Origin of the sequence: Paenibacillus sp. MZ03-122A (genome assembly GCF_024213325.1) — a bacterium.
GTDB lineage: Bacteria > Bacillota > Bacilli > Paenibacillales > Paenibacillaceae > Paenibacillus > Paenibacillus polymyxa_B.
In genome coordinates this window covers 434140-455046 of record NZ_JANAVI010000005.1, presented here as the reverse complement: position 1 = coordinate 455046, position 20907 = coordinate 434140, and the positions used below count along the sequence as shown (strand labels likewise).

The 20907-nt window shown below is 46.7% G+C and carries 21 protein-coding genes; 9 read left to right on the top strand and 12 right to left on the bottom strand.

Annotation, left to right across the window (positions count from 1 at the left end; all coding sequences use genetic code 11):
- Positions 1-121: 121 nt before the first annotated feature.
- Together NLX74_RS14240 and guaA are read right to left on the bottom strand one after the other, a co-directional pair.
- A complete protein-coding gene (locus tag NLX74_RS14240; protein WP_254329108.1) occupies positions 122-739 on the bottom strand; it encodes a peptidase E in 618 nt (205 codons plus the stop codon).
- Between the two features lie 400 nt (positions 740-1139).
- On the bottom strand, positions 1140-2678 hold the full coding sequence (guaA, locus tag NLX74_RS14235; protein WP_254329107.1) for a glutamine-hydrolyzing GMP synthase: 1539 nt from the start codon (positions 2676-2678) through the stop codon (positions 1140-1142).
- A 145-nt stretch (positions 2679-2823) separates the two neighbouring features.
- Between guaA and NLX74_RS14230 the strand changes: the two genes are divergently transcribed.
- Complete coding sequence (locus NLX74_RS14230) at positions 2824-3480, top strand: DedA family protein (protein ID WP_254329106.1); 657 nt, start codon at positions 2824-2826, stop codon at positions 3478-3480.
- Here NLX74_RS14230 and NLX74_RS14225 read toward each other — a convergent pair whose 3' ends face one another.
- Complete coding sequence (locus tag NLX74_RS14225; RefSeq protein ID WP_254329105.1) at positions 3481-3831, bottom strand: MFS transporter; 351 nt, start codon at positions 3829-3831, stop codon at positions 3481-3483.
- A gap of 129 nt (positions 3832-3960) precedes the next feature.
- Between NLX74_RS14225 and NLX74_RS14220 the strand changes: the two genes are divergently transcribed.
- Genes NLX74_RS14220 through NLX74_RS14200 form a run of 5 tightly spaced genes read left to right on the top strand, consistent with a single transcriptional unit; the run spans position 3961 to position 9219 of the window.
- A complete protein-coding gene (locus tag NLX74_RS14220) occupies positions 3961-5502 on the top strand; it encodes a spore germination protein (protein ID WP_254329104.1) in 1542 nt (513 codons plus the stop codon).
- A complete protein-coding gene (locus NLX74_RS14215; protein WP_254329103.1) occupies positions 5499-6707 on the top strand; it encodes a Ger(x)C family spore germination protein in 1209 nt (402 codons plus the stop codon). Before NLX74_RS14220 ends, NLX74_RS14215 begins: the two co-directional genes overlap by 4 nt.
- 5 nt (positions 6708-6712) lie before the next feature.
- On the top strand, positions 6713-7822 hold the full coding sequence (locus NLX74_RS14210; RefSeq protein WP_254329102.1) for a GerAB/ArcD/ProY family transporter: 1110 nt from the start codon (positions 6713-6715) through the stop codon (positions 7820-7822).
- A gap of 29 nt (positions 7823-7851) precedes the next feature.
- Complete coding sequence (locus NLX74_RS14205) at positions 7852-8088, top strand: hypothetical protein (RefSeq protein WP_254329101.1); 237 nt, start codon at positions 7852-7854, stop codon at positions 8086-8088.
- Between the two features lie 15 nt (positions 8089-8103).
- Positions 8104-9219 carry a GerAB/ArcD/ProY family transporter gene (locus NLX74_RS14200; protein ID WP_235307249.1) on the top strand — a complete coding sequence of 372 codons (1116 nt, stop codon included), beginning with the start codon at positions 8104-8106 and terminating at the stop codon, positions 9217-9219.
- A gap of 68 nt (positions 9220-9287) precedes the next feature.
- Here the strand turns inward: NLX74_RS14200 and bcp are convergent, their stop codons facing one another.
- The 4 genes from bcp to NLX74_RS14180 are packed head-to-tail and all read right to left on the bottom strand — an operon-like array spanning position 9288 to position 12426.
- A complete protein-coding gene (bcp, locus tag NLX74_RS14195; protein ID WP_254329100.1) occupies positions 9288-9764 on the bottom strand; it encodes a thioredoxin-dependent thiol peroxidase in 477 nt (158 codons plus the stop codon).
- 41 nt (positions 9765-9805) lie between these two features.
- On the bottom strand, positions 9806-10594 hold the full coding sequence (locus tag NLX74_RS14190) for an ABC transporter permease (protein WP_080710685.1): 789 nt from the start codon (positions 10592-10594) through the stop codon (positions 9806-9808).
- Positions 10595-10598: 4 nt separating this feature from the next.
- Positions 10599-11393, bottom strand: coding sequence for an ABC transporter permease (locus NLX74_RS14185; protein WP_053324641.1), 795 nt, complete (start codon positions 11391-11393; stop codon positions 10599-10601).
- Entirely contained in the window at positions 11386-12426 is a 1041-nt protein-coding gene (locus NLX74_RS14180; protein ID WP_028540997.1) for an ABC transporter ATP-binding protein, read from the bottom strand. The genes NLX74_RS14185 and NLX74_RS14180 overlap by 8 nt, the downstream gene beginning before the upstream one ends.
- A gap of 103 nt (positions 12427-12529) precedes the next feature.
- Between NLX74_RS14180 and NLX74_RS14175 the strand changes: the two genes are divergently transcribed.
- The 3 genes from NLX74_RS14175 to NLX74_RS14165 all read left to right on the top strand — a co-directional run bounded on the left by NLX74_RS14175 (position 12530) and on the right by NLX74_RS14165 (position 16217).
- The gene (locus NLX74_RS14175; RefSeq protein ID WP_069291107.1) at positions 12530-13651 is read left to right on the top strand and encodes an LCP family protein; all 1122 of its coding nucleotides are present in this window, start codon (positions 12530-12532) and stop codon (positions 13649-13651) included.
- A gap of 83 nt (positions 13652-13734) precedes the next feature.
- A complete protein-coding gene (locus tag NLX74_RS14170; RefSeq protein WP_269465967.1) occupies positions 13735-15051 on the top strand; it encodes a glutamate-1-semialdehyde 2,1-aminomutase in 1317 nt (438 codons plus the stop codon).
- 206 nt (positions 15052-15257) lie between these two features.
- Positions 15258-16217 carry a DMT family transporter gene (locus tag NLX74_RS14165; RefSeq protein WP_254329099.1) on the top strand — a complete coding sequence of 320 codons (960 nt, stop codon included), beginning with the start codon at positions 15258-15260 and terminating at the stop codon, positions 16215-16217.
- A 94-nt stretch (positions 16218-16311) separates the two neighbouring features.
- Here the strand turns inward: NLX74_RS14165 and NLX74_RS14160 are convergent, their stop codons facing one another.
- The 5 genes from NLX74_RS14160 to NLX74_RS14140 all read right to left on the bottom strand — a co-directional run bounded on the left by NLX74_RS14160 (position 16312) and on the right by NLX74_RS14140 (position 20850).
- Positions 16312-16713: a sensory rhodopsin transducer gene (locus tag NLX74_RS14160; RefSeq protein ID WP_029515761.1), complete on the bottom strand. Its 402-nt coding sequence runs from the start codon at positions 16711-16713 to the stop codon at positions 16312-16314.
- A gap of 51 nt (positions 16714-16764) precedes the next feature.
- Positions 16765-17799 (bottom strand): glycoside hydrolase family 88/105 protein, encoded by a 1035-nt coding sequence (locus tag NLX74_RS14155; RefSeq protein WP_254329123.1) that lies wholly within the window; start codon positions 17797-17799, stop codon positions 16765-16767.
- Between the two features lie 71 nt (positions 17800-17870).
- Positions 17871-18983 (bottom strand): rhamnogalacturonan acetylesterase, encoded by a 1113-nt coding sequence (locus tag NLX74_RS14150; protein WP_254329122.1) that lies wholly within the window; start codon positions 18981-18983, stop codon positions 17871-17873.
- 113 nt (positions 18984-19096) lie between these two features.
- A complete protein-coding gene (locus NLX74_RS14145; RefSeq protein ID WP_023987016.1) occupies positions 19097-19936 on the bottom strand; it encodes a carbohydrate ABC transporter permease in 840 nt (279 codons plus the stop codon).
- Positions 19937-19941: 5 nt separating this feature from the next.
- Positions 19942-20850 (bottom strand): carbohydrate ABC transporter permease, encoded by a 909-nt coding sequence (locus NLX74_RS14140; RefSeq protein ID WP_023987015.1) that lies wholly within the window; start codon positions 20848-20850, stop codon positions 19942-19944.
- Positions 20851-20907 lie beyond the last annotated feature (57 nt).

Here is a 20907-nt window from a genome sequence, read left to right as displayed (position 1 = left end):
CCGGTAGATTACAGGCGACTGGCTGCTTAAACTTGAAAGGTGTTTTGATCCCTGTCTCACAAACGGGGGTCAGTCCCGTGGAGTTAAAGGTTCTTTATATTGTGCTGCCTTTTTAATGAAGTCATGTGTTCTCCACTTTTATCCTGTCACCTTCAACCAAAATAACTTCCGCGTTGCTGATTGGATATAAATTTAATTGGCTGCCATATTCCTCAATGATGTTCTCCACCGCTTTTTTAAACGGAATGTTCGTATGATGGGGGACTGGATAGAATTCAATGACCCCTAGCGCAGCAAAGGAATCTAATGCAGGGGCCTCCTGAACATCGTCCATAAGTTGAACATATTCGATATTCGGTGATAAAATCAACGAACCGGCAGATTCGCCTATATACAATTTCCCTGCGTTAACTTCTTCAGCAATGATTTTGTCAGCCCCAGTTCTTTTTAACTCTTGAAGTAAATAAAATGTGTTGCCTCCGGTAATATAAATATAGTCATTCCCTCTAATTTTACTCGCTATTTCATCCCAGGTTGCTGTGCTTATTTCGATTTCATCCACGACTAATCCTAAACTCTCTAATGCTTTTTTTCCTGATTCCACATAAAACTTAACTTTCTCTGGAATACTTGCGGTTGGGATGAAGGTGACTTTTTTTCCTTCCAAGTTTTCACCGACGAAATGGACTAACCATGGTGCAACATCCTTAAATGAGGACGACAAAAATAATTTTTTCATCTCTTTATTCTCCTTAGAACAGCGTTTAATGAAACGGGATATGTAACACTTTATTCTAGGTATATTATAAAATATATTATTATCAAAACATGACACCATTGGAGGATAACATAAAAAAGCTTGAAGCTGATAAAGTCATATGAAAAAGGAGACATTATTATTGAATAATATCTCCTCTTTTTCAACCTCGTATCCGTTGAAAATAACTGGGGTTCCTTGATTTTGACCCATAAAATACTCTCTTCCCCGCTCTCATTTTGGAGTGGGAGCAGATGTTCGACCTTGAACCCGTAAAAAAGACTCCTGCCGCACAGCGATATTTCGGCCGATGCGGAGGAGTCCTGATGTTGTATTGGTGAATCTCCAAAGGTTTGTGATTACAGGGCGGGAGTTCCCGCGTTTATTCCCACTCGATTGTTGCTGGTGGTTTGGACGTTACGTCGTACACGATACGATTCACGTTATCCACTTCGTTTACGATACGTACCGAAATTTTCTCCAGCACATCCCAAGGGATACGTGCCCAGTCGGCGGTCATACCGTCGATGGAGGTTACTGCACGAATACCTACAGTGTAAGAATACGTACGAGCATCGCCCATAACGCCAACACTCTTCATATTCGGCAAAGCGGTGAAGTATTGCCAGATTTCCCGGTCCAGACCGGCTTTAGCAATCTCCTCGCGCAAAATGTAATCCGACTCACGAACAATCGTTAGCTTGTCCTCTGTCACTTCGCCCAGCACACGAATGGCAAGACCCGGACCTGGGAATGGTTGACGCCATACAATCTCAGCTGGCAATCCACATTCTTCGCCGACTTTACGCACTTCGTCCTTGAACAGGGCATTCAACGGCTCGATCAGCTTGAACTTCATGTTCTCCGGCAAACCACCCACATTATGATGGGATTTAATGGTCTGTGCCGTTGCTGTTCCGCTCTCCACGATATCCGTATACAGCGTACCTTGTGCCAGGAAAGTAAAATCGTCAAATTGAGAAGATTCTTCCTCGAACACATAGATAAACTCGTTACCGATGATTTTACGTTTTTGTTCTGGATCATCGACTCCTGCCAGCTTGGACAAGAAGCGCTCACGTGCGTCAATTTTGACAACTTTCATATCAAATTTACCAACGAACGTCTCCATTACACTTTCGGCTTCACCTTTGCGCAGCAATCCATGGTCAATGAACATACACGTCAGTTGGTCACCGATCGCTTTGTGAATGAGCATCGCTACAACGGAAGAATCCACGCCACCGCTTAAGGCACACAATACTTTCTTGTCGCCTACCTGTTGACGAATCTCACGAATCTGATCTTCAATGAACGATTCCATGGTCCAGTTGCCTTCACAACCGCACACTTCATAAAGGAAGTTGCTGATCATCTCGTTACCTTGAACGGAATGACGTACCTCTGGATGGAATTGCACCGCATACAGATTCCGCTCCAGGTTACTCATCGCGGCAATCGGCGCACTCTCTGTTCCTGCATCCAGTGTAAAGCCAGTCGGCAGATCTGTAACGTGATCCCCATGGCTCATCCATACGGTTTGACGAGAATCCAATCCTTTAGCCAAGCGGGCATCCTGATTGAATTGCACGTCTGCTTTGCCATACTCACGCTTGCCCGCACGTTCTACCTTACCATCCAGTTGGTGAGCCATCAGCTGCATGCCATAACAAATACCAAAGATAGGGATGCCAAGATCATAAATTGCCCGATCCACCTGAGGAGCATTGTCTGTATATACGCTGGAAGGTCCGCCTGAGAAAACAATCCCTTTTGGCGCCAGCTCTCTCAGCTTCTCCGCAGGCGTATTGTATGGAAGGAGCTCGCTATATACGCCGAGATCCCGAATTCTTCTTGCGATTAACTGGTTGTATTGTCCTCCAAAATCAAGAACTACAACGATTTCATTAGGCTTATTCATTACCGTGCCTCCCTCAATTGTTCGTTTCATTATACGCAACGATAAAACAAGACGTCAAGAAATCAACCGGAGTTGAGTGGGCATGAAAAGATTGTTAAAATGAATTGATTCTAAAATACTCAATCTGTTCGTAGGAGTGTAAACGATGGATGTGCTGAAGTGGATCGCGCAATTGTTCGAAGAATACGGCTACGGCGTCCTTTTTTTCGGCTTGCTGCTTGAGTTTATTGCTTTACCATTTCCCGGGGAAACCACAATGGCTTATGCGGGATATCTCTCCTATGCCGGTACCTTGGATTTCGGTAAACTGGTGCTACTAGCTTTTCTGGGCACAACCCTCGGTATGACTATTACCTACTTTGTTGGAAGATGGGCTGGACTCCCCTTTATTCAGAAATACGGTAAATGGGTTTTGTTATCGCCGGACAAGCTTCAGAAAACACAAAAATGGTTCCAACGATATGGATACTGGCTTATCTTCCTTGGATATTTTATCCCCGGTGTCAGGCATTTTACCGGTTATTTTGCCGGGATTATTGCTCTTTCTTTCCGTAAATTTGTCTTGTATGCTTACAGCGGCGCTTTATTCTGGGTCATCCTCTTTCTAAGCATCGGCAAGCTATTTGGTCCCCAATGGGATGCCATTTTCCATTTGGTAGAGCAGTATGCGCTGCGAATTGCGGGAGTCGTCGGGTTCATAATCCTGCTGTATATTATTTACCGGTGGAGAAGTTTCCTGTTTAGCTCGCTACGCAAATCCGAAAAATCGGTGAAAACCAACAACAAGGATGACTTAAAGTAGTCAAACTCCTGCTGCCTTACGGCTACGAATCCTTGCATAATACATCGAAATCACGATAGATATCACCACAAATCCCGCGCCTCCAACCAAACCCAACATACGCGGCTCCATCATTTCAATCGCCACCCCTGCTCCAAACATAGACAGTCCGATGATACCTTGGCTCCACGCCGTCAGCATGCCCAACAATGGACCCTGTAAATACAATGGGGTCTCCCGCATTAATAATGTATCCAGGAAAATGGCCCCTACCCCGCCAGCCAACGAAATTAAGAAGTAAATAGCAACCGCCGCCCATGCGTGATAAATACCGCTTAATCCCATAAGTAAAATCCCCTCCAACAAAGGCATACCAGTCCTCCCTTCACCGGAGCAAATCGCGAATGTCAGACTGTATTCGTTTCTATAATCGTCAAGGCATAAATTCATATATTCAGAGCATACTAAGCCAACAAACTCCAATATCGGAGGATTTTACGTATGCCAAATCAGAATAAAAGTTGTCCACTTACTCATGTGTCCTCTAACTTGAGGGATAATGTAAACCATATTGAAAGCTCCTTTGGAAACAGCGGAGATGTAATCATTAAAGAGCTATTATGGATGCAAAAATGGCCAGCAGCTTTGTTTTATATCGATGGTCTGATTAACACTCAATTGCTCCATGATTCCGTTCTGCGTTCATTAATGCGGGTAAACGAGCATCATGTACCGGAGGGTGCGGAACCGTTCGACTATTTAAAGGATCAAGTTTTGATTGCAGGTAACTCAGGTAGTGTGGACGAAATGGATGCCTTATTCAACCAGATGCTATCTGGCGGTATTATCATTTTGCTGGACGGATACGCAAAGGGCATATGGATTGATGCGGTCGGTTGGGAGGATCGCAGTGTCAGCGAACCCCAATCCCAAAGTGTCGTACGGGGTCCAATGGAGGCTTTTACCGAAAATTTACGTACCAATACCGCCCTAATTCGTAGGCGAATCCGCGATCCGCGTCTCTGGATGGAAACAAGACAGATCGGTCAAGTGACTCATACCAATGTGGCCGTGATGTATGTCAAAGGGATTGCTGACGAAGGAGTTATTCAGGAGCTGAGAGAACGTTTGGACCGAATTGATATTGACGGGATTTTGGAAGGGGGTTACATCGAGGAGGAAATTCAGGATGAAACCTTCACCCCGTTTCCCACCATTTATAACAGCGAGCGCCCGGATTCGGTCGCTGCCAGCCTACTGGAGGGCCGAATCGCTATCTTGGTGGACGGGACCCCCTTTGTACTGTTGATACCCGCATTGTTCGTTCAATTTTTCCAGTCGGCGGAGGACTATTACCAGCGTGCTGACATCAGCACTTTGCTGCGTTTGCTGCGTTTCTTTTCCTTTTTTATCGCTTTGCTTGCACCAGCAGTTTATATTGCGGTAACTACCTTTCATCAAGAGATGATTCCTACAAATTTATTGGTCAGTCTCGCAGCACAAAGGGAAGGCGTGCCGTTTCCAGCCTTTATCGAGGCGATGCTCATGGAAATTACTTATGAAATTTTGCGTGAAGCAGGAGTCAGAATTCCGAGGACAGTCGGACAGGCTGTATCTATTGTAGGGACACTGGTTATTGGGCAAGCAGCCGTGGATGCGGGGGTTGTCTCGGCGGCTATGGTCATTATCGTGTCAATCACCGCCATCTCCAGCTATGTTATTCCAGAAAACGGCCTGTCGATAGCGGTTCGTATTATACGCTTCGCCTTAATGATGCTAGCCGCAGCCTTCGGGCTTCTTGGAATATTGATGGGTTTAATCGTGCTTTTACTGCACTTAACCAGTCTGCGATCGTTTGGAGTATCTTATATGAGCCCGTTTGGTCCCTATGTGGAAAGCGATATGAAAGATACGCTGTTTCGCCTACCTTGGCCTCGCATGACGACACGGCCTCAATCCATTTCTATCCAAAATACGATCCGCCAAAAAACGAAAAAAAGACGGATTGGCCATAAATCAAAAACCAGAAGGGATCAACCATGAAGCAGACCATACATTTGTTCTTCGTCTGGGGACTGATTGCTTTACTATTGGGTGGATGCTGGGATCGCAAAGAATTAAACGAGCTGGGCATCGCTATTGGGATCGGAGTGGATATGGAAGGTGACCAGTATCAGGTGACGGCTCAGGTGGTTATTCCTTCGGCAGTAGCTTCCAAATCTTCACCAAGTGCAGGCTCGCCCGTCGTTACTTATGAGGCCACTGCGCCCACAATTCAAGAGGCTATTCAAAAAATGACGGATACAAGCCCGCGAATCATCTATTTATCTCATATTCGTATGCTGATTTTAGGTGAAGAGTATGCGAGAAGAGGAATTTCTGATGCGATTGAAGCCTTGATGCGAGAGCCTTTTACTAGAAGTGACTTTTATATTGCGATAGCCAAAGATAACAAGGCTTCCACGATGCTAAAAATCCCCACTCCACTTGAAAAGTTACCGGCCAATAAAATGTTTGCTTCATTGGATACGTTAACCAAAACATGGGCTCCTGCCACCAAAGTAACCATGGATCAACTGCTGAGCAACTTGGCTAATCCTGACATCCAGTCCACTCTGCCCGCTTTGGAAGCTTTGGGAGATATAGAGTCGTCCAATGAAAAAGGTATAGATGACACCAAAAGCATATCTCCTGGAACCACACTGAGGTTCTCCGGTATCGGTGTCTTAAAAAAAGACCGCTTGCTGGGCTGGATCAATGAACAAGACAGCAAAGGGTTCAATTACATTTGGAATACAGTGGAATCAACTACAGGACACGTCGACTGTCAGGGAGGAGGGAATATCGCCTTATTAACCTTAAGCAGCAACACCCAAAAAAAAGTGCTTATTCGCGATGGAGAACCTGTTATCTCCATATCCGTTACCAACGATAGCACAGTACGAGAGGTCAACTGTAAGCATATGAAGTTAAGCAGTATGGCTGATATTAAAGAAATTGAGGCCGCAAGCAATGAAAAAATCGTTGAAATTTTGAAGCATTCCGTAGAGACTGTTCGGCGTGAGTTCAAGTCAGACATTTTCGGCTTTGGTCAGCTGATCCACCAGTCCAAACCAGAGCTTTGGAAAAGACTAAAAGAAGAAAAAGAAAATCCATTTATGGACTTACAGATTGAATATAAGGCAAAGACGACGATCAAAAAAATTGGTTCTTTGTTTGAATCGTTCCAAAAAGAAATGAAGGAGTGAGCTGGGTGGAGGAGAAAGGGCGTATTAGCATACCAAATATAGCCGTACTCGTATTTTTGAGTATTATCGGAGACTGCGTACTGGTGTACCCCTCCCTCATTACAAGTATATCCAAGCAGGATGCCTGGATCAGCTCATTTCTAAGCATCCCCGCAGGACTAGCTGTACTGCTGCTGCTCCTGCGGGTACACCAGCTATACCCTGAACTTACCTTTATTCAGCTCTGCCAGCGAATTTTGGGTCCGTGGCTAGGCGCCCTCATCTCAATATGGTATTTGTTCCATTTAATGATGAATTCAGCGATTTATTTAAGAGAAGTTGGAGATTTTATGAACAGCCAGACCTATGTGATGACACCTCTTCCCGTTATCAATTTACTCTTAATCCTTGTGCTGATGTGGGGGATGTATATGGGGCTGGAGCCTATTGCCCGTACGGCTCAAATGTTATTTCCTCTGTGCCTGGTTTTTACATTATTTTTAATCCTATGCTTGCTTCCCCAATGTGAAAGTCAGCAGCTTAAGCCTATTATGGAGCAAGGTATTCCTAAGATTATGGAAGGCAGCATATTTGCGCTCTCCTACCCATTCGGAGAATTAGCTTTTTTACTCATGATTTTTCCCTATGTGAGCAAAAAACCGGGTCTAAAAAAATCAGTTTTATTAGCCGGCCTTACTGCTAGCGTTCTGTTAAGCGTACTACTTCTGGTTTCTCTCATGGTTCTGGGCCCTTTTGTAACCGAAAACAGCGTGTACACCTCTTACACGCTTTCTAAAAAAATTAACATAGGAAACTTCTTACAGAGGGTTGAATCCATGATGAGCACAGCCTGGATTATCACTACCTTTGTTAAAACCATTTTACACTTCTATGCCTTTACCTTAGGAATGACTCAGCTACTGCGTTTAGACAATGTACGGACTTTTCTGGGCCCTAGCTTTATGATCCTGTTTGGTCTGATTATCGTGTCGGCACCCAACATTACTTATTATCTGGATACGATCGTTCACGCCTGGATTTATTGGGATTTGACTGATTCCGTGGTCCTTCCTTTGCTGCTGCTTGTCGTATACAAGTTTAGATCGAAAGGCCGTCACAGCCTGGGACCTGGTTGACCCTCACCCTTAACGGAAGGAGCCTTAACATGCTGATCACCATTGTCATTATCTGTATCAGTCTAGCCATTGCTGCCAAAGATTTACCAGGCTTGTACCGAAAGCATCGCTTTAAGGATATGTTCGTGTATATCATTATGCTCGGATTAGGCACATGGCTTAGTGTCCTTGCGGCCAAATCAGAGGTTACGCCAAGCCCGCTGGTTCTGATTGAAATCATCTATAACCCTGTTAACGCTTTTGTGTCACATGTATTTGGCTTTTAGAAGGGAGGCAGCCACATGTTAAAAAAAGCACGTATTAGCGTTCGGCAAGTGACTGTCCTGATGTTCCTGAGTTTAATCGGGGATATGCTCTTAATCTATCCGACTATCATTACACATATTGCTCAGCAGGATGCCTGGATCAGCTCTATATTATCTATCCCGTTGGGCTTAGTTATCATTTATGTACTTATTCGCGTTCATGAGCTCTACCCGAATCTTTCGCTTATTGAAGCCATCCGCAAAATTTTGGGACCTGTGTTCGGATCTATTGTTTCCTGCTGGTATCTGTTTTATTTTTTTATGGGTACCGCCCTTAATGCGAGAGAGGTAGGAGATTTTCTGAGTACACAATTATTTGAAGAAACCCCTTTGAGCGTTCTACTGGCGATGGAAGTTTCACTACTGGTGCTTACTGCGCTAGCGGGAATTGAAGCCTTTAGTCGGGTTAGCGAGATTTTGCTACCTGTGTATGTACTCATCTTCTGTGGTCTGATCTTGGCACTCCTGCCACAAATTCAGCTTTCTAATGTACGGCCTGTTTTGGAAAACGGGCTCGCTCCTGTTGCTAAAGGGATGGTTCCAGGCGCGGGAATGCCTTTTGCCAGCATGTCTATCATGCTCATGGTATTTCCTTTTGTAAACAAAAGAGGCCACTTTAAAAGAGATATGCTGCTGGCATCGCTCATAGGCGGAGTGCTGATTACCCTCTTTTTACTGCTCTCCCTCCTTATCATTGGGCCCTTTGTGACCAACTACAGTCCATACATTTCTTCTGCACTTACAACAAAAATCAATGAACTGAATTATATTACACGCGTTGAGTCGCTTGTCTCATTAACCTGGGCACTGGCCGCTTTTTTCAAGGGAGTCATTTTCTTTTACGCGTTTACCTTCGGAACAACCCAACTATTCCGAATTTCTAATATCCGTCCCTTTGTCATCCCCGCAGGAGGGCTTGTGTTTGGCATGACCATTTCGATAACCCCAAATGTATTTTATTATGTAAGAACTCTCGTTTATCCCATGTCTACCTGGCATTATACCAACGGCTTGATCATTCCGCTTGTTTTATGGGGTGTTTATCTCTGCAAGCAAAAGTGGAAGCATCGACAAAACGCATCTAAAAATTAACAAAAACCTTTTGAAACCGATGCTTAAAAAGCATAATCCGATTTCAAAAGGTTTTCTTTGTTCTTCACTTACGCCATATCCTGAATGTATGCCAGCGCAGCATCAATATGCCCTTTCACTCTTAAACCACGCCATTCATGAACTAAAATGCCATTTTCATCAATAAGGAACGTAGACCGAACAATACCCATGTACTGCTTGCCGTACATCTGTTTTTGCTGCCATACACCATACGTCTCAGCGACCTGATGCTCTTCATCAGATAACAACTGAAAAGGGAGTCCGTACTTTGCAATAAACTTCTCATGCTGCTTGAGTGGATCTGGGCTTATCCCCAAAATCACCGTGTTCAAGCCTTCAAACTCCGTATGTTTATCCCGAAAATCACAAGCCTGGGTCGAGCAGCTAGAGGTCAAATCCTTGGGATAGAAATACAGCAACACCCTATTGCCTCGATAATCAGACAGCTTGACACGCTTTCCTTCACTCCCAGGCAATTCAAAATCCGGTGCCTCTTGCCCAATAACGGTAAATATCGTGGACATCTCATCATCTCCTATCTTGTGGGGGGCTTATGTGATCTGACCTATGAGCCTGCCCCTCTGTAGCGGCGAATTCCCCAGTTCCATGCCAGTAAGCCCAAGGTCAGAAAGACAATCCCCATCACAGGAGTTAAGAGAGCCATATGGCGCATGTCCTCTCGGTGGAGGAATAGGGAGGCTGGATATACACCAACAAAAGCAAAAGGTAGTATCCAAGTCAGCACAACCTGAATGGCACGGTTATAGATGGTCACCGGATAACGTCCGTAGCCCTGAATATTGTACATGAGCGGAATAATTCCAGTGGGCGCATCCGAAAAGAATGAAAGAGAAGTCAATATGGTGTAAATGCCTGTATAGATTGCCACGGCACTTAGGCTCAAAACGATCAGCGCTGGTACGAACCACCACTCCATAGCCAAGTCCATCTGTGCCCCGCTGATCCCCATAATAATCAGACCGATCACTGAGCCCACCAACGCTGGCGGGTCCACATTTTCAAGGAAAATCTGGAACAGATTATATGCAGGACGAGTCATTACCCGATCGAGCTCACCTTTCACAATATAACGTTCGCTAAAGTTCCAAAGGTTGACAAAACAGCTGAATAGTCCGTAAGGAACCATGAAAAATCCATAAACGAACACGACTTCATTTTCACTCCAGCCCCCCAAACTGTCCGTATGCATAAAAATAACCAGGATAAAAATAAGATTCGTGGCCTGAAACAGCAGGTCTGAAATCACTTCTACCCAAAAGTCAGCCCGATAGGTGAGCCGTGACTTCATGTAATTTTTCAAATATTCGCTAATGAGACCCAAATAGTACATCATCGGCTTACCCTCCCTGCACGAACAGACGTCTGCGCGCCAGTCGCCAAATGATGATCATCGGCACGAGCAGAACGACCAGCCAAATGATTTGGATACCCAGTACATTCCAGATGCCCACGCCTTTTACACGTCCCGTAAATACAGAACCCGGCAAATAGGTAATCGCCTGAAACGGCATCCATTGGGCGATTGTCGCCAGCCAGCCGGGAAACAAACTGATTGGCAAAATCAACCCAGAAAACAGATCTACAACTACGCGCTTCATACGCATCATGCCCTCATTATTTTCGATAAAAAAGGCCGTTAATCCCGTAATAATATTAATCTGAGTGTTGATCATAAAGCTAAAAAACAGCATGACCAGAAAACCAACCCAGGCTACCGGATCCGTGGGAAGCTTTACCGGAAATAACAGCATCGCAATCGCCATGCCTGGAATCATAAACAGCAGAAAACGGAACATACCCTCGCCGAGTCCTTGCATAAATTTAACAAGTACATAGTTATAAGGTCGGATCATCTGAATTGCAATGCTTCCATCACGTATATCCGTCGAGATCTCACGATCCAGATTGTTAAAATAAAAAGCTCTCGCCATCCACGATACTGCTACATACGTCGTCATCTGAGCAGCGGTAAAGCCTCCAATGCTACCCGCATCGCCATATATCGCTTTGTATGTGAAATAATACACGCCAATATTCATGCAATAAATAAGGATTCCTGAATAATAGTTCACACGATACGCAAGCATCGTGAGAAATCGGATACGAATAAAATCGGTGTATACGCTAAGCATGAACTTTGGCCTCCACTATCGGATTGCCCTGGCGTTCAGCCGAACCAGATTGATAGATACTGCGGACGATATCATCCGTGTTGGTTTCAATGATTTTGATATCCGTAATGTCCGTGCGACCGACTACGCAAGCGAGCACATCCGATACATTAATATGAAGAGGAATCCATACTTTGGCAGCCAAATCATTATCCATCGTCCAAGCCAGTGGCATATCAGCAGTCCATGCCTGTAATTGCTCCAACTGGGTCGATGTGCCGAACTGGAACCGTACTTCTCGACCTGTCCCCCAACGCGCCTTCAGATCCTCCAGACCACCATCATAAATGATATTTCCATCATCCAGCATAATGACGCGCGAGCACAGCGCTTCAATATCCTGCAAATCATGGGTCGTCAGCAAAATAGTCGTACCGTGATCCCGGTTCATGTCCTTCAGAAACTCGCGGATTTCGGATTTCACCATAATATCAAGCCCAATGGTCGGCTCGTCCAGAAAAACAATAGACGGATTGTGCAGCAAGGCAGCTACCAACTCACAGCGCATCCTTTGCCCGAGACTAAGCTTGCGTACCGGGCGGCTTAGCAGATCCTGCAATTGCAGCCTCTCTACCAGCTCATCCAGCCTACGTTTGAAGTCCGTAGCCGGAACCTGATATACTTTCCGCAGCAGTTGAAAAGACTCGATCACACCGATGTCCCACCAAAGCTGACTGCGCTGACCGAACACAACGCCAATGTTGCCTACAAATTTCTCGCGTTCCTCATAGGGGACATAACCGCCCACCTTGAGATGTCCCGATGTCGGCACGAGAATACCTGTCAGCATCTTAATCGTGGTGGACTTTCCGGCGCCATTCTCACCGATATAACCGCATATTTCTCCTTGCGGAATACGGAAAGATATATCTTTGACCGCGGCTACCTCGTTGTATTCTCGGGCGAATAAATCAAGGAAGGCACCCTTTAAGCCCTCGCGATTTTTTTGAACCTTAAATGTTTTGCGCAGATCCTGCACATCAATTGCCAGCATGTTATACCTCTCAATCAGGATTTGTAAAATCCATAGTTAAATTGATTGTGCTCCAAAAAGAAATTATAATGTAATGAACTGAAAAGCGAAAGGGAGAGCATCCATGACAAGCAGAACCAAAAGGACGATATGGTCGGTTCTAGCCGTGGTAATCGTCGCGATTGTCGGCTTTGCCGTGTACTATTTTACATCCATTTATAATCAGCTGGATAATCTGCATAAAGAGGGCGCTAACTCCCCCTTCAAAAATGTAAAGCAGGTCGATCAGGTTCGTACGCCAGAACCACCCAAGTGGGAAGGTACCGATATGGTTAACATTTTACTGATGGGTGTCGATGGGCGCGGTATCCAGAAAGGGGAAGTCCCCCGATCAGACAGCATGATGGTTGTATCACTGGACCCCGTTAAGAAAAAAATCCACCTGTTCTCTATTTTGCGTGATACGTACGTGGATATTCCCGGCTATGGAAAAAATCGAATTAACACTGCCATTACTCACGGACCCAACACGGCCATGAAGACGGCTGGCGACCTGTTAGGCATCCCGGTGCAATATTATGTGTACACGGATTTCCAGGGCTTTATCAAACTGGTGGATGCCGTAGGCGGGATTGATTTTGAAGTGGAAAAGGATATGCATTATACAAGTAATGCGGATAAACATCAGTACGATATTGATTTGAAAAAGGGCATGCAGCATCTAGATGGCAATACGGCGCTTCAATATGTGCGGTTCCGCCACGATGCAATGTCCGACTTCTCCCGATCAGGACGGCAACGGGCATTCTTGGAAGCCGTAGCCCAGAAAATGCAGACCACGACTTCCATCGCTAACTTGCCGAATATTTTAGAGCAGGTTAACCCGTACATCGACACGAATCTCAGTGTTAACGATATGTGGAAGCTGGCAAATGTGGGGTACCAAAGCAACTTTGCAGGCAGCGAACAGGTTCCACCGATGAAGATGCTCGGAGAAGAGAATGTGGGCGGCGCAGCAGTTCTTACGGTCCGCGATCCGGAAGAACTGAAAACGTATGTGCAGGATATATTTAATAATCCACCCACACAAACACAGGAACAAAACAAGGATCAGAACGAAACGAAACAGCCAGACAGTGCATCGTCTACCAAGAAGGATAAAGCTTCTTTTACAGGGGGCAGTAAAACCAGTAATGAGGATGCTTCCACACAATCAACAACAAAGACAGGTCAAAAAGAGCTATAATGATGTATGCAGGGGCAGCCGTGAACGCTGCCCTTTGGCGTGTGTATACCCTATTTTAATGAACGGAAAGGAAGTTTTTGATGATGAAACGGGAAAACTCCGAAGCACTATATAAAGAAGCCCTGGAGCATATAGTCGGGGGCGTTAACAGCCCTTCACGCTCCTTTAAAGCTGTGGGCGGCGGCGCTCCAGTATTCATGAAACGTGCTAAAGGTGCTCATTTCTGGGATGAGGATGATAATCGATATATCGACTATTTGGCGGCTTATGGCCCTATTATTACTGGGCATGCCCATCCCCATATTACTAAGGCCATCAGCGAAGCGGCCGCGAACGGCGTATTATACGGAACCTCAACGGTATTGGAAATTAAACTGGCGAAGATGCTGAAGGAAGCAATTCCTTCTATGGACAAGGTCCGGTTTGTGAATTCTGGCACAGAAGCAGTTATGACGACGATTCGTGTGGCACGAGCCTATACTGGGCGGAACAAGATCATCAAATTCGCCGGCTGCTACCACGGTCACTCGGATCTGGTACTTGTAGCCGCAGGCTCAGGCCCTTCCACGCTGGGCATACCGGATAGCGCAGGCATTACGACCAACATTGCGAGCGAAGTTATTACCGTGCCATTCAATGATCTCGACGCGTTGCGCCAAGCATTGGAGCGTTGGAGCGACGATGTGGCGGCAGTCATGGTTGAGCCGATTGTCGGTAATTTCGGCATGGTTATGCCGCAGCCCGGTTATTTGGAAGGGTTATGCTCGATGGCGCGTGCGAACGGCTCACTCGTCATTTATGACGAGGTCATTACCGCATTCCGATTCCACTTCGGTTCCACCCAAACGTATGCAGGTTTGGACAACCATGATGCGATTCAGCCAGATTTGACCGCTCTGGGCAAAATCATGGGTGGGGGTCTGCCGATTGGTGCCTACGGCGGCAGCAAGCACATCATGGAGCAGGTTGCCCCACTCGGCCCGGCTTATCAGGCGGGTACGATGGCCGGCAACCCGGCTTCCATCTCGTCAGGCATCGCCTGCCTTGAAGTCCTTCAAGGGGAAGGCGTGTACGAAGAGATGGAACGTCTGGCCGTGAGACTGACGGACGGTATTCAGTCCTCTGCCGAACGCTACGGCGTGCCATTGACGATCAACCGTATTCGTGGAGCGTTCTCGACGCATTTCTGTGATCATCCGATCACGAATTACGCACAGGCGCAGGATACGGATAGCGAAGCGTTCGCATCCTTCTTCCGTCACATGCTGGATCGCGGTATTCATCTGGCGCCATCCAAGTACGAAGCCTGGTTCCTCACAACAGCGCATACCGACGAAGATGTGGATGCTACGCTGGAAGCGGCGGACGATTCGTTCCGGGCGATGTCACAAGGTAAGTAAACTAAGCAGTAAGTGATAGAATATGAATAGGATAAGAGCTGGAAGTAGTCTTAGGGATGGGTATCCGACCTCTGGGACTTCGTTCCGGCTTTTTTTATTTGACAACTGTACCCGTACAGTTGCAGGTTTTATGGATTGTATCAGATGATGCCATCCGGGTATATTGAGAGAACAACAGGTTAAGGTCATGATTACGGAGGTTTATTATGCACAGTCGTTCCAGAAATGGAGCCGCCTATCTGGCAGCTCTCAGCTATGCAGCTATACTTGGATTTTCATTTTTATTTGTAAAATTGACAGTCACAGAGGCGAGCCCGCAGGATGTGATCGCCCACCGCTTTGCGCTGTCATTTATTGCTTTGACCGTTCCAGTGCTGCTCGGTTGGATTAAGCTCAACATCAAGTTGCGTGACATTTTGCGCATTTTACCGCTAGCATTGCTCTCCCCTCTGGTGTATTTTCCACTGCAAGCCTTCGGGCTGATGAGCACTTCTTCATCGGAAGGTGGAATTATTCAAGCAACTGTTCCCATCTTTACGCTGCTGTTAGCTTCCTATTTTATTAAAGAGCGTACAACGGTAGTCCAAAAAATTTCCTTACTGCTCTCTGTCTTTGGCGTGGTTTTTATATTTGTGATGAAAAGCGGAGCACCGCTAGCATCCAATAGCTATGGCGGTATTCTTCTGCTCGTGCTTTCTGCGATATGCCTATCCGGCTATAATGTGCTGGCACGACCCTTAACACAAAAGTACAGCCCCATGGAATTGACCTACGTTACCTCTATTTTGGGATGTATCGTTTTTAACGTGGTGGCACTGGGATATCATGCCATAGACGGCTCCATGAGCGCCTATACCGCTCCACTGGTGAAGCCTGGTTATTGGATGGCACTGATTTATCTGGGCATTCTGTCTACCCTCGTCACCTCGCTGTTATCGAGCTTTGCCTTGAAGTGGATCGAAGCCTCCAAAATGAGTGTGATCGGTAATTTATCCACCCTCATTTCCATGATTGCCGGTGCTTACATTTTGAAGGAGCAGCTCGCCTACTATCACATTGTTGGGGCTGTGATGATCATTATCGGCGTGCTGGGTACCAATTTCGGAGGGCGAAAAAACTTCACGCCGATCAAAACAACTTCGGCAAAATCACAAAAAACGGGCTAAAAATAGACACTCATTTGCCTGCAAAAAAAGAAATCTCCCAGCTGCACAATTGCAGCCGAGAGATTTCTTTTTTCACTTCTTAGTCTTCGTCGGATTAAATAGGATACGCCATGACACTCATTAATGCCAATTCCGGCTGTGTCGTGTCCAATCTGCTATATTGTACGATGATGGGCACATCGCTAGTGACCGTAATTGCGTAAGGAATGCCTGTCGGAATCCGTTCGCCGGATTTCTCCAACGAGGCTGTTCGGATATGACGGGTTCGTCTTCCTTCCACCACCTCGATCAATCCCTCCAATGGCTCGCGGTCTTCAAAATAGATGTCTATACTTAGATTTGCCACACGGCTCCCACAATTCAGCACGCATATACTCTCATGACTGAGCAGCTCTCCCCGGCTTTCCGGTGGAATATACCCATCGGGGATGACCCAGAATAGACTGCCTCGCGGCTGATTAGCCACCTTTTCCTGAGAAAGTTCAGCATTTCCCATACTATTGGCCTCCTTTACCCATCATACTTTTTGGCGCTTATGCCCCTTCTTCTAGCCGTACGGATTCTCCTTGGTACGCAACAGTTGAGCCAGAAAAGCAAGCGCCAATCCCTGACCCCAGCCCTGAAGGCGTTTGTACGGAACGTTACGATAGCCGTCAATATCGTTCATCACAGCAGTTCCAGCGGATACCCCCGTTACTGTGCCGTCGTCCTTAATGCGGGAAAGAATACCGTCGATCGCCTTTTGGGTGTATTTGTTAAACAATCTTCCTTGCATAAGCAAGGCAGTCGCAATTCCAGCCGAGCCCGAGGTTTCCAGATAAGAGGTATCATCGTTCAGCACCGTATGCCACAGCCCTTCTGGGGATTGCAGCCGCACCAGTGCATTGAGCTGGTCACGCAGCGAGCCATCGATGATCATATAAGATGGATGCTGCACCTCCACCAATTTCAGCGCTTTTGCCATCGTGAGGGCTGCCCATGAATTGCCGCGCGCCCAATATATTCCTGACATCCGGCTTTGATTCGCATGATCCCATCCGTGATAATACAGATTCGTATCCGGGTCCTGCAAAAATTCTTCATGCCCGTGATATTGACGAACCCCATCCTCCCAATACTCCTTGTTGTCTAACAAATGACCGATGCGAAGCAAATAATAACCGGCCATAAACATCGTATCCACCCATGCTTGCTGCGGAAATACATCATGAAGTGAGTTCACCGTATGCTGGAAAATGCCGTCGGCAAACCGCTCCGCTTTTTGGGCCAAAAATTCTGCCATCTCGATGGCAATATCAAGGTATTTTTGCTCACCTGTGGCCTGATAAAGCGTCAACAAACAGTGCCCGACAGAAACGCCGTTCACCGAGAGAGATGGAAGTCCATCCTCGATATTTTCGTCAACCCATTCTTTCAGCTTGGTCAAATACTTATCATTCCCTGTCGCTTCATACGCTTCGCATACTCCGTAAAAGGCGACTCCACCCGGCCAATCCCAGCTGTAGTGCATTTGAAAGGTGCGTTCTACGACCCGGTCGATCACCTGCTTAACTTGTTCTTCATCAAAAATCAATGCAGGCATTTCCACGTCTCCCCCTTTGGTAAGTTTCACGTGAGTTACCTCCTTGACGCCCGACATGAAAAGGTCGTCCTTCAACGTAAATACATGCGCAGCGGTTGCAAATCCAGTTCCTTCACAGCATCCACCACCATGTCTGCAATACGAACCGCGCCATTCTCATGAAAATGCGTGTTATCCTCTAAGCCGCTGGAAAAGTTCATGTATTCACCAGGCAGCAGCCACATAAAAAGCTCTTTACTCTCTTCGGGACCCAGCTGCTCATATAACTCCTGCGTGCGGGCAGACAAATCGATTAGCGGCGCATTCGCTTCTTCCGCCAGTTCACGAACCGCTGTTACATAGTCACCATGTGTGTCAGATAGCGTACCATCCTCGTTAAAATAGCGGCGATGTACGGGCGTGACCAGTACCGGGGTTGCCCCATGGCTTCTTGCGCCGTCGATGTAGAGGCGAAGATGCTCCTTGTAGGTTGTAAAAGGCTCTGTAGCCCGCTCCGGATCAGGCTTCTGATCATTATGACCGAACTGGATGAACAGGAAATCTCCTGCCTTTATTTCGCCCAAAATGACATCCAGCCGTCCTTCGTCCACGAAGCTTTTGGAGCTTCGTCCTGATACGGCATGATTATCCACGCAGACATCATGCTTGAACAGGGCGGGCAAAGCCTGGCCCCAGCCAGTATACGGATAGCCGGAGGCGTCCTGATCCGTAACCGTGGAGTCTCCGGCTAGGAATAGCCGGAGGGTCTGTGGCGCTGGCGTAATCTCCAGCGCATTGAGCCGTGGCGTGGTGCCTGATACGGTGAGGCGTAGTTTGCCACCCCGGACAGGCACCGTAAATAGGGCTTCGGTGAACTGACCCGGCAGTGTGTGTACTGGGGGAAGCATGTGCTTGCCTTCACCAGCCTTGAATCGCGTGAGCGTTTCCGCCTGTGAATCGCCGACCAGTACGGTGACGAGATACATCCCGTCTGGCACATCTGCAACAAATGCAGCGTTCAGTGGAATACAAAAGCTGCTTCGTAGCCGCGTGCGTGCATCCTTGGCTGCACTCTGCCTTTTTCGACCGTACACATGCTCCGTCGTCTCGAAGCCATAGCCCTGTTCAGTTGTATATAAGCAATCCGGGGACACACCCTTGTAGCCATCCGCAGGCTCTCCCGGACCAAAATCAAACTTCCACAATGTACTCACCTCTCAGCCATCGCCCTCAAATCCCGTCCATTTAATCGTACAAACCCGGATGCCTTCCATTTCCACTCGTAAGCTTCATATCCTCACGCTATGGATTTTGGATCTTACCCCTTCAAACCACTCGTACTCATTCCTTCTACAATTTGCTTCTGGAATGCGAAGAATACAGCGATAACTGGAAGCAGGCTTAGGATAGACATCGCGAACATTCCTCCCCAGTTGGAAGCCGACTCGCTGTCGAGGAACATCTTGAGTGCAATAGATACGGTATATTTCTCCGGCGAATTCAGATACAGTACCGGACCAAGCAAATCCTCCCACTTCCAGTAGAAAGAGAAGATTGCCGCTGTAGCCAACGACGATTTGAGTAAGGGTAAAATAATTCTGAAATACAGCCGGAACTTGCCGCATCCGTCAATCGTCGCCGCTTCATCCAACTCTGCTGGAATCGTTCGTATAAACTGCACCATCAGGAAAATGAAGAACGGCATCCCGAAAAAGGAGGGTACCACCAACGGTAAGATCGTATTGATCCAACCGAGCTTGGTGAAAATAATATATTGCGGTACCAGTACCACATCCCCTGGTAGCATAAGCGTCACCATCATCAAAGCAAACCACAAGTTACGCCCTTTGAATTTCAAGCGTGCGAAGCCAAATGCGATCAATGAGGAGGAAAGCACAGCTCCAATCGTTGAAATCACCACGATCGTGAGCGAGTTTAGAATGTACGTGCCAAAGTTGTAGCCAGTTGTCCCTTTCCAGCCTGTTACATAGTTTTGCCAGATCCATTCAGTAGGGAAAAGCGAGGATGCCGTGACGAATATCGTCCGACTTTCTTTAAACGAGCTGAACAGCATCCAAAACACGGGATACAGCATCAGGAGCGCCAGTGCAGCAACCAGTATGTGATAAATTGGCCATTTGACCGTTTTCCATGCCATCGGTATCAGCGCCCCTTTTCCGTTTCATAAAATACCCAGTATCTGGAGGTTATAAATAAAATCGCTGTCAGTATCCCAATCATAATGAGCATGACCCAAGCCATGGCTGCCGCATATCCCATGTTGCTGAACATAAACGCCTGCCGGAACAGATACAGTGAATGCAGCATCGTTCCATCCATCGGGCCTCCTTCGCCCTTAGAAATAACATAAGCCGGGACGAAGGTCATAAAAGCGCTGATCGTCTGCATAATCAGATTAAATAGAATAATGGGGCTAAGTAACGGTAGCGTAATACTGAAAAATTTTCGTACTGGCTTAGCGCCATCTACACTGGACGCCTCGTACAATTCAACAGGAATGTTCTTCAAACCTGCCAGAAAAATCAGCATGGAGGAGCCAAATTGCCATACGGACAGGGTGATCAGCATCGTAAGCGAAGCATCCGGATCACCAAACCATTTCACCGGAGTCGCCCCTAAGGTCGAAAGCAGGCTGTTCACTATGCCGTTATTACTGAAAATGTTCCGCCACATAATGGATACCGCAACGCTACCTCCGATAATCGACGGCAGATAGTACATTGTCCGATAGGTGCCGACCATGCGCGATTTGGTATTCAAAATCATAGCCACAAACAGCGCGAAAATCAGTCGCAACGGTACACCGACCAGCACATACGTAAACGTGACCCTGATCGAATTCCAGTACTTCGGGTCGCCTGTGAACATTTTTTCGAAGTTACCCAGACCAATCCATTTGGGCGGGGTGAACAGGTTGTAGGTGGTAAAGGACAGATACAGCGAAATAAACATTGGAATTAACGTAAACGCCAGAAAGCCCACAATAAACGGGCTGATAAACGCATATCCGGTCATATTGGCTTTCAAGCTCTGATGATTTCGCAAGCTCATCAAGCCTCCCTTCTGTTGCTTTTAAAGAAATAGAAAAACTTTACGTTGTTAATAATT

Excerpts from the sequence above, each read along its gene's own strand:
- NLX74_RS14240 (WP_254329108.1), bottom strand. The coding sequence starts at position 739 with ATGAAAAAATTATTTTTGTCGTCCTCATTTAAGGATGTTGCACCATGG.
- guaA (WP_254329107.1), bottom strand. The coding sequence starts at position 2,678 with ATGAATAAGCCTAATGAAATCGTTGTAGTTCTTGATTTTGGAGGACAA.
- NLX74_RS14230 (WP_254329106.1), top strand. The coding sequence starts at position 2,824 with ATGGATGTGCTGAAGTGGATCGCGCAATTGTTCGAAGAATACGGCTAC.
- NLX74_RS14225 (WP_254329105.1), bottom strand. The coding sequence starts at position 3,831 with ATGCCTTTGTTGGAGGGGATTTTACTTATGGGATTAAGCGGTATTTAT.
- NLX74_RS14220 (WP_254329104.1), top strand. The coding sequence starts at position 3,961 with ATGCCAAATCAGAATAAAAGTTGTCCACTTACTCATGTGTCCTCTAAC.
- NLX74_RS14215 (WP_254329103.1), top strand. The coding sequence starts at position 5,499 with ATGAAGCAGACCATACATTTGTTCTTCGTCTGGGGACTGATTGCTTTA.
- NLX74_RS14205 (WP_254329101.1), top strand. The coding sequence starts at position 7,852 with ATGCTGATCACCATTGTCATTATCTGTATCAGTCTAGCCATTGCTGCC.
- NLX74_RS14200 (WP_235307249.1), top strand. The coding sequence starts at position 8,104 with ATGTTAAAAAAAGCACGTATTAGCGTTCGGCAAGTGACTGTCCTGATG.
- bcp (WP_254329100.1), bottom strand. The coding sequence starts at position 9,764 with ATGTCCACGATATTTACCGTTATTGGGCAAGAGGCACCGGATTTTGAA.
- NLX74_RS14190 (WP_080710685.1), bottom strand. The coding sequence starts at position 10,594 with ATGATGTACTATTTGGGTCTCATTAGCGAATATTTGAAAAATTACATG.
- NLX74_RS14185 (WP_053324641.1), bottom strand. The coding sequence starts at position 11,393 with ATGCTTAGCGTATACACCGATTTTATTCGTATCCGATTTCTCACGATG.
- NLX74_RS14180 (WP_028540997.1), bottom strand. The coding sequence starts at position 12,426 with ATGCTGGCAATTGATGTGCAGGATCTGCGCAAAACATTTAAGGTTCAA.
- NLX74_RS14175 (WP_069291107.1), top strand. The coding sequence starts at position 12,530 with ATGACAAGCAGAACCAAAAGGACGATATGGTCGGTTCTAGCCGTGGTA.
- NLX74_RS14170 (WP_269465967.1), top strand. The coding sequence starts at position 13,735 with ATGAAACGGGAAAACTCCGAAGCACTATATAAAGAAGCCCTGGAGCAT.
- NLX74_RS14165 (WP_254329099.1), top strand. The coding sequence starts at position 15,258 with ATGCACAGTCGTTCCAGAAATGGAGCCGCCTATCTGGCAGCTCTCAGC.
- NLX74_RS14160 (WP_029515761.1), bottom strand. The coding sequence starts at position 16,713 with ATGGGAAATGCTGAACTTTCTCAGGAAAAGGTGGCTAATCAGCCGCGA.
- NLX74_RS14155 (WP_254329123.1), bottom strand. The coding sequence starts at position 17,799 with ATGCCTGCATTGATTTTTGATGAAGAACAAGTTAAGCAGGTGATCGAC.
- NLX74_RS14145 (WP_023987016.1), bottom strand. The coding sequence starts at position 19,936 with ATGGCATGGAAAACGGTCAAATGGCCAATTTATCACATACTGGTTGCT.
- NLX74_RS14140 (WP_023987015.1), bottom strand. The coding sequence starts at position 20,850 with ATGAGCTTGCGAAATCATCAGAGCTTGAAAGCCAATATGACCGGATAT.